The 12,772-nt window shown below is 57.4% G+C and carries 16 protein-coding genes; 10 read left to right on the top strand and 6 right to left on the bottom strand.

The window, feature by feature from the left end:
* Positions 1 to 127: 127 nt before the first annotated feature.
* The 4 genes from rplS to leuC all read left to right on the top strand — a co-directional run bounded on the left by rplS (position 128) and on the right by leuC (position 3,899).
* Positions 128 to 580 (top strand): 50S ribosomal protein L19, encoded by a 453-nt coding sequence (rplS, locus tag PHA01_RS17405; protein ID WP_112525226.1) that lies wholly within the window; start codon positions 128 to 130, stop codon positions 578 to 580.
* Positions 581 to 753: 173 nt separating this feature from the next.
* Positions 754 to 1,548 (top strand): transporter substrate-binding domain-containing protein, encoded by a 795-nt coding sequence (locus PHA01_RS17400; RefSeq protein WP_271897664.1) that lies wholly within the window; start codon positions 754 to 756, stop codon positions 1,546 to 1,548.
* 80 nt (positions 1,549 to 1,628) lie between these two features.
* A complete protein-coding gene (locus PHA01_RS17395) occupies positions 1,629 to 2,372 on the top strand; it encodes an amino acid ABC transporter permease (protein WP_271897819.1) in 744 nt (247 codons plus the stop codon).
* A gap of 117 nt (positions 2,373 to 2,489) precedes the next feature.
* Positions 2,490 to 3,899, top strand: coding sequence for a 3-isopropylmalate dehydratase large subunit (gene leuC / locus PHA01_RS17390; protein WP_271897663.1), 1,410 nt, complete (start codon positions 2,490 to 2,492; stop codon positions 3,897 to 3,899).
* Positions 3,900 to 4,091: 192 nt separating this feature from the next.
* Here leuC and queF read toward each other — a convergent pair whose 3' ends face one another.
* From queF to PHA01_RS17365, 5 genes are all read right to left on the bottom strand, one after another.
* Positions 4,092 to 4,550 (bottom strand): preQ(1) synthase, encoded by a 459-nt coding sequence (queF, locus tag PHA01_RS17385; RefSeq protein ID WP_224507392.1) that lies wholly within the window; start codon positions 4,548 to 4,550, stop codon positions 4,092 to 4,094.
* Entirely contained in the window at positions 4,547 to 4,933 is a 387-nt protein-coding gene (locus PHA01_RS17380; protein ID WP_271897662.1) for a 6-pyruvoyl trahydropterin synthase family protein, read from the bottom strand. Before PHA01_RS17380 ends, queF begins: the two co-directional genes overlap by 4 nt.
* A gap of 106 nt (positions 4,934 to 5,039) precedes the next feature.
* Positions 5,040 to 5,693: a 7-carboxy-7-deazaguanine synthase gene (gene queE, locus PHA01_RS17375; protein WP_271897661.1), complete on the bottom strand. Its 654-nt coding sequence runs from the start codon at positions 5,691 to 5,693 to the stop codon at positions 5,040 to 5,042.
* Positions 5,690 to 6,400: a 7-cyano-7-deazaguanine synthase QueC gene (queC, locus tag PHA01_RS17370; protein WP_271897660.1), complete on the bottom strand. Its 711-nt coding sequence runs from the start codon at positions 6,398 to 6,400 to the stop codon at positions 5,690 to 5,692. Before queC ends, queE begins: the two co-directional genes overlap by 4 nt.
* Before the next feature lie 81 nt (positions 6,401 to 6,481).
* Positions 6,482 to 6,895 carry a hypothetical protein gene (locus tag PHA01_RS17365; RefSeq protein ID WP_271897659.1) on the bottom strand — a complete coding sequence of 138 codons (414 nt, stop codon included), beginning with the start codon at positions 6,893 to 6,895 and terminating at the stop codon, positions 6,482 to 6,484.
* Positions 6,896 to 7,082: 187 nt separating this feature from the next.
* Here PHA01_RS17365 and PHA01_RS17360 point away from each other — a divergent pair, with 187 nt between their 5' ends.
* From PHA01_RS17360 to PHA01_RS17340, 5 genes are all read left to right on the top strand, one after another.
* Positions 7,083 to 7,556, top strand: coding sequence for a GNAT family N-acetyltransferase (locus PHA01_RS17360; RefSeq protein ID WP_271897658.1), 474 nt, complete (start codon positions 7,083 to 7,085; stop codon positions 7,554 to 7,556).
* A 360-nt stretch (positions 7,557 to 7,916) separates the two neighbouring features.
* Positions 7,917 to 8,315, top strand: a complete 399-nt coding sequence (gene sdhC / locus PHA01_RS17355; protein WP_262294896.1) for a succinate dehydrogenase, cytochrome b556 subunit — start codon at positions 7,917 to 7,919, stop codon at positions 8,313 to 8,315.
* A 10-nt stretch (positions 8,316 to 8,325) separates the two neighbouring features.
* Entirely contained in the window at positions 8,326 to 8,709 is a 384-nt protein-coding gene (gene sdhD, locus PHA01_RS17350) for a succinate dehydrogenase, hydrophobic membrane anchor protein (protein WP_271897657.1), read from the top strand.
* Between the two features lie 8 nt (positions 8,710 to 8,717).
* Positions 8,718 to 10,538: a succinate dehydrogenase flavoprotein subunit gene (gene sdhA / locus PHA01_RS17345; RefSeq protein WP_271897656.1), complete on the top strand. Its 1,821-nt coding sequence runs from the start codon at positions 8,718 to 8,720 to the stop codon at positions 10,536 to 10,538.
* A gap of 75 nt (positions 10,539 to 10,613) precedes the next feature.
* Positions 10,614 to 11,393, top strand: a complete 780-nt coding sequence (locus PHA01_RS17340; protein ID WP_271897655.1) for a succinate dehydrogenase iron-sulfur subunit — start codon at positions 10,614 to 10,616, stop codon at positions 11,391 to 11,393.
* Positions 11,394 to 11,618: 225 nt separating this feature from the next.
* On the opposite strand, the gene PHA01_RS17335 is transcribed toward PHA01_RS17340, so the two are convergent.
* Complete coding sequence (locus tag PHA01_RS17335) at positions 11,619 to 12,047, bottom strand: OsmC family protein (protein ID WP_271897654.1); 429 nt, start codon at positions 12,045 to 12,047, stop codon at positions 11,619 to 11,621.
* A gap of 182 nt (positions 12,048 to 12,229) precedes the next feature.
* On the opposite strand from PHA01_RS17335, the gene PHA01_RS17330 reads away from it, so the two are divergent.
* Positions 12,230 to 12,754, top strand: coding sequence for a hypothetical protein (locus PHA01_RS17330; protein ID WP_271897653.1), 525 nt, complete (start codon positions 12,230 to 12,232; stop codon positions 12,752 to 12,754).
* The last annotated feature ends 18 nt before the right edge of the window (positions 12,755 to 12,772 follow it).

Below are 12,772 nucleotides of genomic sequence, written 5' to 3'. Positions count from 1 at the left end.
TACCCGGTCCATTAATCAATGAATGGTGAATTCGCTCCTGCTTCGTCGGAGGCATAGGAATGTGGCCAAGTTGCTGTGTTTCAAGTGTCGAGCGCTCTGACTGTTTGAAAAACAAAGGATGAAGACGATGACCGTCGATATTATTCGTCAGCTCGATCTCGAACAGAGAGCAAAAATCGAAGCCAAGCGCGTGCTCCCGGATTTCCGCCCAGGCGACACCGTTCGTGTAAACGTCCGCGTGACGGAAGGTACCCGTACCCGCGTTCAGGCCTATGAAGGCGTTTGCATCGCCCGCAACGGCGCCGGCATCAACGAGAACTTCACGGTTCGCAAGATTTCCTACGGCGAAGGCGTCGAGCGCGTATTCCCGGTTATTTCTCCGCTGGTTGAAGGCGTCGACATTGTTCGTCGCGGTAAGGTACGTCGTGCCAAGCTTTACTATCTGCGTGGCCTCACCGGTAAGGCGGCCCGCATCGTCGAGAAGAAAGACAACCGCAAGAACAAGACAACTGTTCCTGCAACTGGTGCAGCCGAGACGGTCTCGGAAGCAACTGTTGCCAAGGCACCTGCCGCTGAATAAGCGCGGTCCCTATCATTTTGAAAAAAGGCGGTCTTCGGGCCGCCTTTTTTGTTTGCGGCGCAAAATACATCTGCCTGCGCGAACGCAGAAGGAACAGACGTGCTTGCGGGGATTGACGCGTCGGTGACAAGGTGAAATTTGTTGCCGACGCAAACACGTGACAGGGGTTTGAGATGAACTTGCGATCCGCTCTTTTGGCAGGGCTAGTACTTGCACTGACGCCGTTTTCTGTCTTGGCCGCGGAGCTGCCCGATCTTGGCGGCAGGAAGGTTGCGGTTGTAACGGAAAATGCCTATCCGCCCCTGCAATTCGTCGATCCGAAGACCGGCAAAGCCGTCGGCTGGGAGTACGATGCGATGAACGAGATCGCCAAACGCCTCAACTTCAAAGTCGAATATCTCAACACCAGCTGGGACGCGATGATCCAGGCCGTTGCGGACAATCAGTACCAGATCGGCATGACCGGCATCACCATCAATGACGAACGCAAGCAGAAGGTGGATTTCTCAGAACCCTATATGCGGTCGGAACAGTTCATGCTGGTGCGCGGTGACGAGAGCCGCTTTGCCGATCCGAAAAGCTTCGCCGACGCCAAGGATACACTCGTCGGTGCGCAGCCCGGCACCAGCAATTTCTACGTGGCCGTCTACAATGTGTTGGACGGCAATGAGCAGAACCCGCGAATCAAACTTTTCGAGACGTTCGGCGCGACAATCCAGGCGCTGAAGACCGGCGATGTCGATCTTGTTCTTACTGACAGCACTGCCGGCAAGGGCTATGTCGATGCGTCCGGTGGTGCCTTGAAGCTGATAGGCGGGCCGCTCGGCGCCGAGGATTTCGGTTTCATCTTCCCGAAGGGGTCGGACCTCGTCGCGCCAGTCAATGCAGCCATCGCTGCGCTGAAAGCTGATGGCACGTTCGATGCGCTCAACAAGAAGTGGTTGCTCGACTACAAACTCGGGCAGTAATCCCGACAGTGCCCGACAACACGAAGAACAGGGGACCTACCGCGAAGAATGATTTCCCGTGGTGGTTGCTTGTTGCGGTGATGATTGCCCTTGCGCTCGGCATCGCCATTCTCATCAGCCCAATCTACGGGCAAGTCTTCACGACGGTCTCGCAGGGTATCTGGATTACGGTCTGGGTTTCGCTGCTGGCCTTCTTTCTCGCGTCGGCCTTCGGCCTTCTCCTTGCGGTGATGAGCCTTTCCGAACATGTCGCCGTCAGGCAGATCGCGCGGTTTTATGTCGAGATTGTTCGCGGTATCCCCTTGCTTGTGCTGCTGTTCTATATCGCCTTTGTTGGCGCTCCAGCTGCAGTCTGGCTGTGCAATTTCATGACGCAGCCGCTGCAGTCGGCAGGGCTTGTGGATCCATTGCAAGTTCGCGATTTCTCGCTGCTCTGGCGCGCGATCATCGCGTTGATGCTGGCCTATGCCGCCTTTCTCGCCGAGATTTTCCGGGCGGGCATTCAGGCCGTCGACAAGGGGCAGATCGAAGCCGCGAAAGCGTTGGGTCTCAAGCGGTTTCAACGGTTTCGGCTGATCGTCATGCCGCAGGCGATCCGCACCATCCTGCCGCCCTACGGCAATGATTTTATCTCCATGGTTAAGGATTCGTCGCTTGTCTCGGTGCTCGGCGTCGTCGATGTAACCCAGATGGGCAAGGTCTATGCCTCGGGTTCTTTTCGCTTCTTTGAAACCTACTCCGTCGTTGCCTATATATATCTCGTTCTGACAATCAGCTTGTCACTCGGGCTGCGCTGGCTGGAACGTCGTCTTAATCGCCGATAATCCAGAAAGCAGCGGCGCTTTGTCGCCGGATTATTACTTTTTTCGCTTGTTTCTTGACGTAACTGGACCTCGAGTGCATATGTCCACGAAATAATTGGAAAGCCTGAGGATATCGCAATGTCTGCGCCACGCACACTTTATGACAAGATATGGGATGACCACCTGGTCGATAGTCAGGAGGACGGCACGTGCCTTCTCTATATCGATCGCCATCTTGTCCACGAAGTGACCAGCCCGCAGGCTTTTGAAGGTCTTCGACTGACCGGCCGCAAGGTTCGCCATCCAGAAAAGACACTCGCCGTCGTCGATCACAACATACCGACCTCGCCGGACCGGACCAAGCGTATCGAAAACAATGAAAGCCGTATCCAGGTCGAAGCCCTTGCCAAGAATGCGCTGGATTTCGGTGTCGAATACTATTCGGAGAAGGATATCCGTCAGGGTATCGTCCACATCATCGGGCCGGAGCAGGGTTTTACCCTGCCGGGCATGACGATCGTCTGTGGTGACAGCCACACCTCCACCCATGGCGCTTTCGGCGCCTTGGCGCATGGTATCGGCACATCGGAAGTCGAACACGTTCTCGCAACTCAGACGCTGATCCAGTCGAAAGCCAAGAACATGCTGGTGCGTGTCGATGGCGTGCTGCCGGCTGGTGTGACCGCCAAGGACATCATCCTTGCCATCATCGGTGAAATCGGTACTGCGGGCGGCACCGGCTATGTCATCGAATATGCCGGCGAAGCCATTCGTGCGCTGTCGATGGAAGGTCGCATGACCATCTGCAATATGTCGATCGAAGGTGGCGCCCGCGCGGGCCTGATCGCACCGGACGAGACGACTTTCGCCTACGTCAAGGACAAGCCGCGCGCCCCAAAGGGAGCAGCGTTCGAACAGGCGGTCGAATACTGGAAAACCCTCCAGAGCGATGAGGGTGCGCATTTCGACAAGGTCGTCGTTCTGAATGCAGCCGATCTACCGCCTATTGTTTCCTGGGGTTCGTCGCCGGAAGACGTCATTGCCATCACAGGCGCCGTGCCGAACCCGGACGAGATTCCGGATGAGACCAAGCGCTCATCGAAATGGCGCGCGCTCGACTATATGGGTCTCAAGCCCGGCACACCGATGACGGATATCAAGCTTGATCGTGTGTTCATCGGCTCTTGCACCAATGGCCGCATCGAAGATCTTCGCGCTGTCGCCAAGGTCGTCGAGGGCCGCACGGTTGCTGCTACCGTCGATGCGATGATCGTGCCCGGGTCGGGACTCGTCAAGGAACAGGCGGAAGCCGAAGGGCTCGACAAGATTTTCAAGGCTGCGGGTTTTGACTGGCGCGAGCCGGGCTGCTCCATGTGCCTTGCGATGAACGATGATCGTCTGAAACCCGGCGAGCGTTGCGCTTCGACATCGAACCGTAACTTCGAGGGCCGTCAGGGCTTCAAGGGCCGCACGCATCTTGTTTCGCCTGCCATGGCAGCAGCCGCGGCAATTGCCGGACATTTTGTTGATATAAGAGAGTGGAAATAAGCTAGCTCTGCCCTAGCCCTCCCCCTTGCGGGGAGGGACGGACCGCAGGTCCGGGGAGGGGTCTTTCTTCAAAACTCTGAATCAAAAGGGTGAGCCTCTAAAGGGTCCCCTCCTTGCTGCTACGCAGCCTCCCTCCCCACAAGGGGAGGGGCAAGGGCGACGACGCTCTCACTTTATCCTGCAGTGACGATTTCACCGCCCCCGATAGGCCGGGACACCCTGATCCGGCAGCCACAGGCCTTCCGGTACCGGACCCGTCTGCCAGAACACGTCTATCGGAATACCGCCGCGTGGATACCAATACCCGCCGATGCGCAGCCACAGCGGCTTGACCGCTTCGACGATGCGCTTGCCGATTCCGACCGTGCAGTCTTCGTGAAAAGCCCCGTGGTTGCGGAAACTGCCGAGAAACAGCTTCAGCGATTTGGACTCCACCAGCGTCTGATCCGGCGCATAGTCGATGACCAGATGGCCGAAATCCGGCTGGCCGGTAACCGGACATAGCGAGGTGAATTCCGGGCAGGCGAAGCGTGCCAGGAAAAGCGTTCCCGCTTGCGGGTTTGGGACTGCATCGAGGATCGCCTCATCCGGATGCTGCGGGATTTTCACATCCTTGCCGAGCATCGTCGCCTGTTCTGCATAGTGACTCATGCTGCTTTCCTTTCCATCTCGAATTCGCCCTGATATTCGCAGCCCTCGCCGCAAGTGTCCCTGTACACGCCGACCTGCGCCAAGCCGGGCAGGGACAATGCAAAGTGCCGCCACAGCCACATCGCGATGTTTTCAAGCGTTGGTGTTTCAAGCCCTTCGATCTCGTTGAGATAGCGATGATCGAGTTTCTCGAGTGCGCTGTCGAACGCCCTTTTTACAACGCCAAGATCGGAGATAAGGCCGGTCCTCAGATCTGGTTTTCCTTCCAGCGTCACACGAACGCGAAAGCTGTGCCCGTGCAGACGCGTATTAACGTGTCCATCGGGAAAGATGTGCGGCAAATGATGTGCCGCTTCAAACGTGAATTCGTTGAAGATTCTCATGGTTGTCCTCGTTCGCATTGGCGCAATACAGGCGCCCGCAAAAGCAATTCCAGCAAAAGTTTCTACGCTTTTGCGTCCGGAGCTGCGGTAAACAAAGAGCTTACCCTCAGGGCAAGCCGATCAGTTTATGTGTCTGCGTGCTCAGCCGCCAAAGCGGATGGGCGAGGCAATAGGCCGCTGCAGATGCCACATGCGCGGCGGTTTGCGCCGGATCACCGATGACGTCAAGAGGCTGCAAATAGAAATGCTCGAAGGAGAGCTGCTCGAAACGTGAAGGATGTGTCTCGGCTTCTTTCTGCGGATAGACCAGTTTGAGCTCGTTGCCGCTGGTCTGAACAAGCGGTGCGGCCGCCTTGGGCGAGACGCAGATCCAGTCAATTTCCGCCGGCGCCGCGATGGTGCCATTGGTCTCGATACCCACTTCGAAACCGCGCGCATGAAAGGCGTCGATCAGCGGAGTGTCGAGTTGAAGCAGCGGTTCACCGCCAGTGCAGATGACATAAGGTTTGCCGCCAGTATTCTGTGGCCAGGCTGCTGCCACCGCGTCCGCCAGAGCGTTGGCAGTCTTGAACTTGCCGCCGCCCGGACCATTCACGCCGATGAAATCCGTATCGCAGAACTTGCAGACCGCTTCTTCGCGATCGCGCTCGAGGCCCGACCATAAGTTACAGCCGGCAAAACGCATGAACACGGCAGCGCGGCCCGTATGATTGCCTTCACCCTGCAAGGTCAGGTAGATTTCCTTGACGGCGTAAGTCATGCGGCCTCCGCCTTGAACTTCCGCCAACCGTTCGCACGCAGTTCGCAGGCCGGACAGCTGTTACAGCCATAGCCCCACGCATGCCGTTGCGAGCGATCGCCGAGATAGCAGGTATGGGTATGCTCGACGACCAGATCCAGCAATGTTTCGCCGCCGAGGGCACGTGCAAGGGTAAAGGTCTCGGCCTTGTCGAGCCACATCAAGGGCGTTTCGATGGTTATGCGTTGGTCAAGTCCAAGCGACAGCGCTACCTGCTGGGCTTTCAATGTGTCATCGCGGCAATCGGGGTACCCGGAATAGTCGGTTTCGCACATGCCGCCCACGATTACCCGCAGGCCGCGGCGATAGGCCAGCGCACCGGCGAGTGCGAAGAACAGCAGATTGCGCCCGGGCACAAACGTATTCGGCAAGCCGTTTTCCGCCATCTCGATCGCGATATCCTGGGTCATGGCTGTCGATCCAAGTTGGCTGACAATGCTTGCGTCCAGCATATGGTCGTCGCCAAGCCGCGCAGCCCATTGCGGAAACTTCCCGGCAAGGGCACTGCGGAATTGCCCGCGCACTTCGAGCTCGATTCGGTGGCGCTGGCCGTAGTCGAAACCAACCGTTTCAACGTGGTCGAAGCGCGATAGTGCCCAAGCGAGGCACGTGGCCGAATCCTGCCCGCCGGAAAACAGAACGAGTGCGCCGTCGGAGCTGCGAGCCATATCTTGTTACCTCTTGAAAGCGGCACCCTTTACAGGGCGCTCGCTAGCGAGGCAAATCAAATCGCAGCAGTGGATCGTTGTTCAGCAGCCGGGATGGGCAAGGATGATCGTCGAGTTGCGATCGATGCCGTACTGGTAGCCGAGACCCTTGACCATGATCGGGCTGTCACAGCTTGTGTTGGGCGGCGGAATTACACCGATCACCATCGGGTCGGCTGGCGGAGAGATGATCGCCGGTTGCTTTCCACCACGCCGGTATACGGGGACCTCACGCCGGATCTGTTTGCCGATCACATCCGATTTCGTCGCCGCGCCGCCGACGAAGATGATCTTCGACCCGCCCGTTTCGTAATAGACGATGTTGCCGTACTCATCCCCATAGGAGTTGCTGGCGTTGATTCTGTTTTCCGCAAAAGCCGGAGCAGTCGAACCGATCGAGAGCGCCGCCAAAGCGAGCACCGGCCACTTGGAGGAGGCAGTTTTCTTAGCCAGCATGACACATTCCCTTAACGTCGAACTGTTCTACAGCCAGATTAACCTTTTATTAACAATTGTCATCCGCTCAAAACCTAATCAAATCGATTTTCATCCCCGCTGCAGGTTGACGCGCTGGCTGCAATCAACCAATCCTCCGATGTATAAGAACACCTGCTCAGGCAGTCACAAAGGGACGGATGCGACCATGATCAAGAAAAGCGCGGACGAGCACGCCATCGACATTTCCTTGCTGCATCTCAGCCATGCCCATGAATTCGCGCCTCTCCTCGCCAGTTATGCCCAGGCCCTGAAGCGGGGCGCACCGCGCCGTCCGGACGATTATTACGCCGAGAACCTGTTGCGGGACCGCACGGCGGAAATCGCGGGTGCCCGGCTCGATGGTATTCTTGTCGGCTTCGTCATTTTCTACGACCTGCCGGAGCCCGTGTCCGGCATGCGGGCCGGTCAGGTCGATCATATCTATGTGCACCATGATCATCGCGGCAAGGGTATCGCCAAGGCTCTGATCGACGTGCTCGCCGACAAGGCGGAAGAACGCGGCTGGACCAAGCTCTCGCTCAACGCGCCGCGTGTGCCGGAAGACGGCCGCAAGCTCTATGAACAGGTTGCGGCGCCCGCCGACTGGACCAGTTTCATCATCCGCTTCGGAAATCAATAATCCGGATCAACTCCGGATTGCTGACGCACAATGAATATCCTGCAAACGACCCGCCCCGTCGTGTTCGACTATCGTATAAATGCCTGTCTTGAACCTCGCTAATCGAGACTCGGGCGATTTATTTTTGCAGGGCACGCGCGCCAGATTTGACCGCCGAAACAGGCGTTTTTACCGCTTTAAACGATTGAATTTTAAGCAAAAACCTTATTGACTTGCTATTCAAGCCAATTCGCCGCATGAGGGTGCGGAATGGGGCTTTGACGCAGTGCAAAAACCGGATTAAAACCCCTCTAAATTGCCTTTATCCAGCCTTTCGGCCCTGCCCGTCTAACCAGATGTGGCGCTACCCTCGGGGACGCTATGAGCAAGACAAATCTACATGCAAACCGGCCCCTGTCGCCGCATTTGCAAATCTACAAACCAATTCCAACCATGGTCATGTCGATCGTCCACCGCATCACCGGCTCGGCGCTCTATGTCGGCACGCTGCTGGTCGCCTGGTGGCTGATCGCAACCGCGACAAGCGAGCGGCAGTTCGATATCGTCAACATGGTCTATGGTTCATGGATCGGCCTCCTGGTTCTGCTCGGTTACACCTGGGCGCTTATTCATCACATGATCGGGGGCATACGTCATCTGATCTGGGATACCGGCCGCGGCCTCGAGAAGGACACGACCACGAAGATGGCCTGGGGTTCGCTCGTTCTTTCCGTCGCATTGACGATCCTGGTCTGGATCGTCGCATTCACGATAGCTTGAGGAGGCGGATATGAGCGATATGCGCACGCCGCTTAAAAAAGTTCGCGGACTTGGTTCTGCGAAAGAAGGCACGGAACATTTCTGGCGTCAGCGCCTGACTGCGTTGTCGAATATTCCGCTGATCCTGTTTTTCATCGGGCTGATCCTGTCCCTGCATGGCGCAGGCTATGTCGAGACAAAGGCCGCCCTGTCCCACCCGCTGACTGCCATTGTGCTGTTGATGGTGCTGGTCTCCGGTCTCTATCACATGCGCCTCGGCATGCAGGTCATCATTGAAGATTATGTACACGGTGAAGGCACGAAGGTCGTGCTTTTGATGCTCAATACGTTCTTCGCCCTTGGCGTCGGTATCGTCTGCATCTTTGCGATCCTCAAGCTGAGCTTTGGAGTTTAAACTCTACTATGGCACCAACAGATAAAGCCTATAAGTTCGTCGACCATAAATTCGACGTGGTCGTCGTCGGCGCAGGTGGCGCCGGCCTGCGCGCCACGCTTGGCATGGCGGAGCAGGGCCTGAAGACGGCCTGTATCACCAAGGTTTTCCCCACCCGTTCGCATACGGTTGCGGCGCAGGGCGGTATCGCCGCGTCGCTCAGCAATATGGGTGCCGACTCCTGGCAGTGGCACATGTATGACACGGTCAAGGGTTCGGACTGGCTCGGCGATACGGACGCCATGGAATATCTGGTGCGGGAAGCGCCGGCCGCCGTCTACGAGCTCGAACACTACGGTGTGCCGTTCTCGCGCACCGAAGAGGGCAAGATCTACCAGCGCCCCTTCGGCGGTCACATGATGAATTATGGCGATGGTCCGCCCGTGCAGCGCACCTGCGCCGCCGCAGACCGTACCGGCCACGCCATCCTGCACACGCTCTATGGCCAGAGCTTGCGCCACAATGCACAGTTCTTCATCGAGTATTTCGCACTCGATCTCATCCAGGATGAAGAGGGTACGATCACCGGCGTTGTCGCCTGGAACCTCGACGACGGCACGATCCATCGCTTTGCCGCCAAGATGGTGGTTATGGCAACGGGCGGCTACGGTCGCTCCTATTTCTCCGCAACGTCGGCGCATACATGCACCGGTGATGGCGGCGGCATGGTTGCGCGCACGGGTTTGCCCTTGCAGGATATGGAGTTCGTGCAGTTCCACCCAACCGGCATCTATGGTGCTGGCTGTCTGATCACGGAAGGTGCGCGCGGCGAGGGCGGTTACCTCGTCAATTCCGAAGGCGAGCGCTTCATGGAGCGTTATGCACCTTCCGCCAAGGATCTGGCGTCGCGCGACGTGGTTTCACGCTGCATGACGCTGGAGATTCGCGAAGGGCGCGGCGTCGGCAAGAACAAGGATCACATCTTCCTGCATCTGGATCACCTCGATCCGGCCGTCCTGCATGAGCGCCTGCCCGGCATTTCGGAATCGGCGAAGATTTTTGCCGGCGTCGATCTCACCAAGGAGCCGATCCCGGTCATTCCGACGGTTCACTACAATATGGGCGGCATCCCGACCAATTATTGGGGTGAAGCGCTCAATCCGACTGCAGAAGATCCGGACCGCATCCAGCCCGGTCTGATGGCGGTAGGCGAAGCGGGCTGTGCCTCGGTGCATGGCGCCAATCGTCTTGGCTCCAATTCGCTGATCGATCTTGTGGTTTTCGGTCGCGCGGCTGCGATCCGCGCCGGACAGGTAATCGACCGCAACGCCAAGATCCCCGATATCAATGAGGCTTCGGTCACGAAGATCATGGATCGCTTCGACCGCCTGCGCCATGCCAATGGCGGCATTCCGACCTCTGAGTTGCGCGAAAAGATGCAGAAGACCATGCAGGAGGATGCGGCAGTGTTCCGCACCTCGGAATCGCTGAAGTCAGGTGTGGGCCGCATGGAGCAGATCTGGAGCGAACTGCCGGATGTGAAGGTCACCGATCGCTCGATGATCTGGAATTCCGATCTCATGGAAACGCTTGAACTCGAAAACCTCATGGCCAATGCCATCACCACGGTCGTTGCCGCCGAAGCGCGCAAGGAAAGCCGCGGCGCCCATGCGCATGAGGATTTCCCCAATCGCGATGATGTCAACTGGCGCAAGCACAGCCTTGCCTGGCTGGCGCCGGATGGCAAGGTCACGCTGGGTTATCGTCCTGTTCACCTCGAGCCGTTGCTCAAGGAAGAGGATGGCGGCATCAGCCTCGCCAAGATCGCGCCGAAAGCGCGTGTGTACTAAAAGCAATCCCAGGAAAAGTGGGTACCGGTTTTCCATCCGGGATTGCGAAAGAACAAATAGAGAGACCAGAATATCATGGTTGAACTTGCACTTCCCAAGAACTCGCAGATGCGTCCCGGCAAGACCTGGGATCGTCCGCAGGGCGCAAACAATCTGCGCGAGTACCGGATTTACCGCTGGTCGCCGGATGACGGCGAAAACCCGCGTATCGATACCTACTATGTCGATCTCGACGATTGCGGCCCGATGGTTCTCGACGGTCTGTTGTGGATCAAGAACAAGATCGATCCGACACTGACATTGCGCCGGTCGTGCCGTGAGGGCATCTGCGGCTCCTGCGCCATGAACATCGATGGCACCAATACGCTCGCCTGCACCAAGGGCATGGACGAGATCAAGGGCGCTGTGAAGATCTATCCGCTGCCGCATCTACCTGTCGTGAAGGATCTGGTGCCGGACCTCTCCAATTTCTACGCGCAGCATCGTTCGATCGAGCCGTGGCTGAAGACGGTCTCACCTGAGCCGGCCAAGGAATGGCTGCAGAGCCACGAGGACCGCGCCAAGCTGGATGGGCTTTACGAGTGCATCCTGTGCGCCTGCTGCTCGACCTCATGCCCGAGCTACTGGTGGAATGGCGATCGCTATCTCGGTCCGGCTGTTCTCCTGCAGGCCTATCGCTGGCTGATCGACAGCCGCGACGAAGCAACGGGCGAACGTCTGGACAATCTGGAAGATCCGTTCCGGCTCTATCGCTGCCATACGATCATGAACTGCGCGCAGGCTTGCCCCAAGGGCCTCAACCCCGCCAAGGCAATCGCTGAAATCAAGAAGATGATGGTGGGGCGGCGGGTTTGATTTGACTACCTGCATCGCTGCTGTGCGTGGTTCGACAAGCTCACCATGAGGGAAGTTGTTGTGCTGCAAGCGGCGATGATTATCGCCAGCACGCCAGAACTTGACTCTCTGCAATACACCCAACTCCCTCATGGTGAGCTTGTCGAACCACGCATAGCAGCGATGCAATCCGAATTAAAAACGGGCGCCTCAGCGCCCGTTTTACTGCAGCCGATTATAAATTAATCAAGCCAACTTCGCATCCAGCGTAAGTTCAATTGCGCCCAGCGCCTTTGACACCGGGCAGTTGGCCTTGGCTTTGTTGGCAAGCTCGCTGAAAGTCGCGGCGTCGATCCCCGGAACATTGCCGACCAGGGTCAGTGCGCTCTTGGTGATCGCGCCCTTGGCCGGGTCAAGCGTCACGACCGCCTTGGCCTCGAGCTTTTCCGCCGGGGTGCCGTTCTCCGCAAGGAAGTGTGAAAGCTGCATGGCAAAGCAGCCCGCATGGGCAGCGCCAAGCAATTCCTCAGGATTGGTGCCGGATTTGCCGCTTTCGTCCTCGAAACGGGCCTTGAAATTGTAGGGAAGACCTTTCAGTGCGCCGCTTTGGGTGTCGAGCGTGCCTTGACCATCCTTCAGCGCGCCTTTCCAGATTGCTGTTGCTTGTCTGTCCATTTCTATCTCCCTCGTTGAAGTTGTTGCAAGACGTGTGGTGCGCCGTGATCAGGCTTGGCGATAACGGTTCCGTGCTAGCATGGTTCCGTATCATATCCATGGCACCGTATTATTCCATCGCCTAATTTACGGATCGATTTCCCTCCCTCTAAACTGGAGTTTTTCATGGAGGGATTTTAATCATGCATATTATTCTGGCAGTTCTCGGGCTCCTCGGCGGCGGCCTCTTCTGGTGGTACAGGTTGAAGGTATTGGGAGAGGCAGCGGGCGACGTTATCGACAGCGCCGGGCGTGTGCGTGGATATTTCAGGCGCAGGAAAATACGCCTGCAGGCTGAGCATTCGCCGCTGACTGCGATTGAGGACCCCGTTCTTGCCGCAGCGACATTGATCCTTGCGATCATCGCCGAAGATACTCTGATTACGGATGGTCATTTCGATGCCGTAAGGCGTGTGATCCTTGATATCAGCAGCCCCAAAAAGGCGGACGAAGCGATGATCTACGCGAAATGGGCTTTCAGCCAGGTCGGCGATACCGCAACTGTCATCGAAAAAACCTCTCCGTTTCTTCGCCAGCAGCTTAACGAACTGGAAAAGTGCGAATTGATTGATATGGTAGGGGAGGCCGCTGCTGCCGTCCCTGTCTCCCATCATTACGGCCAGCGCGTCAGAAAGCTAAAGCAGAGGCTTGGCCTCCAAGTCGACTGATCAACCAAGATCAAAACA

The sequence above is a fragment of the Candidatus Phyllobacterium onerii genome (assembly GCF_028331445.1).
GTDB lineage: Bacteria > Pseudomonadota > Alphaproteobacteria > Rhizobiales > Rhizobiaceae > Phyllobacterium > Phyllobacterium onerii.
This window is presented reverse-complemented; position numbering and strand designations above follow the sequence as displayed.

Excerpts from the sequence above, each read along its gene's own strand:
- PHA01_RS17395 (WP_271897819.1), top strand. The coding sequence starts at position 1,629 with ATGATTGCCCTTGCGCTCGGCATCGCCATTCTCATCAGCCCAATCTAC.
- leuC (WP_271897663.1), top strand. The coding sequence starts at position 2,490 with ATGTCTGCGCCACGCACACTTTATGACAAGATATGGGATGACCACCTG.
- PHA01_RS17340 (WP_271897655.1), top strand. The coding sequence starts at position 10,614 with ATGGTTGAACTTGCACTTCCCAAGAACTCGCAGATGCGTCCCGGCAAG.
- PHA01_RS17400 (WP_271897664.1), top strand. The coding sequence starts at position 754 with ATGAACTTGCGATCCGCTCTTTTGGCAGGGCTAGTACTTGCACTGACG.
- PHA01_RS17365 (WP_271897659.1), bottom strand. The coding sequence starts at position 6,895 with ATGCTGGCTAAGAAAACTGCCTCCTCCAAGTGGCCGGTGCTCGCTTTG.
- PHA01_RS17330 (WP_271897653.1), top strand. The coding sequence starts at position 12,230 with ATGCATATTATTCTGGCAGTTCTCGGGCTCCTCGGCGGCGGCCTCTTC.
- queE (WP_271897661.1), bottom strand. The coding sequence starts at position 5,693 with ATGACTTACGCCGTCAAGGAAATCTACCTGACCTTGCAGGGTGAAGGC.
- sdhD (WP_271897657.1), top strand. The coding sequence starts at position 8,326 with ATGAGCGATATGCGCACGCCGCTTAAAAAAGTTCGCGGACTTGGTTCT.
- queF (WP_224507392.1), bottom strand. The coding sequence starts at position 4,550 with ATGAGTCACTATGCAGAACAGGCGACGATGCTCGGCAAGGATGTGAAA.
- PHA01_RS17360 (WP_271897658.1), top strand. The coding sequence starts at position 7,083 with ATGATCAAGAAAAGCGCGGACGAGCACGCCATCGACATTTCCTTGCTG.
- PHA01_RS17335 (WP_271897654.1), bottom strand. The coding sequence starts at position 12,047 with ATGGACAGACAAGCAACAGCAATCTGGAAAGGCGCGCTGAAGGATGGT.
- PHA01_RS17380 (WP_271897662.1), bottom strand. The coding sequence starts at position 4,933 with ATGAGAATCTTCAACGAATTCACGTTTGAAGCGGCACATCATTTGCCG.
- rplS (WP_112525226.1), top strand. The coding sequence starts at position 128 with ATGACCGTCGATATTATTCGTCAGCTCGATCTCGAACAGAGAGCAAAA.
- sdhA (WP_271897656.1), top strand. The coding sequence starts at position 8,718 with ATGGCACCAACAGATAAAGCCTATAAGTTCGTCGACCATAAATTCGAC.
- queC (WP_271897660.1), bottom strand. The coding sequence starts at position 6,400 with ATGGCTCGCAGCTCCGACGGCGCACTCGTTCTGTTTTCCGGCGGGCAG.
- sdhC (WP_262294896.1), top strand. The coding sequence starts at position 7,917 with ATGAGCAAGACAAATCTACATGCAAACCGGCCCCTGTCGCCGCATTTG.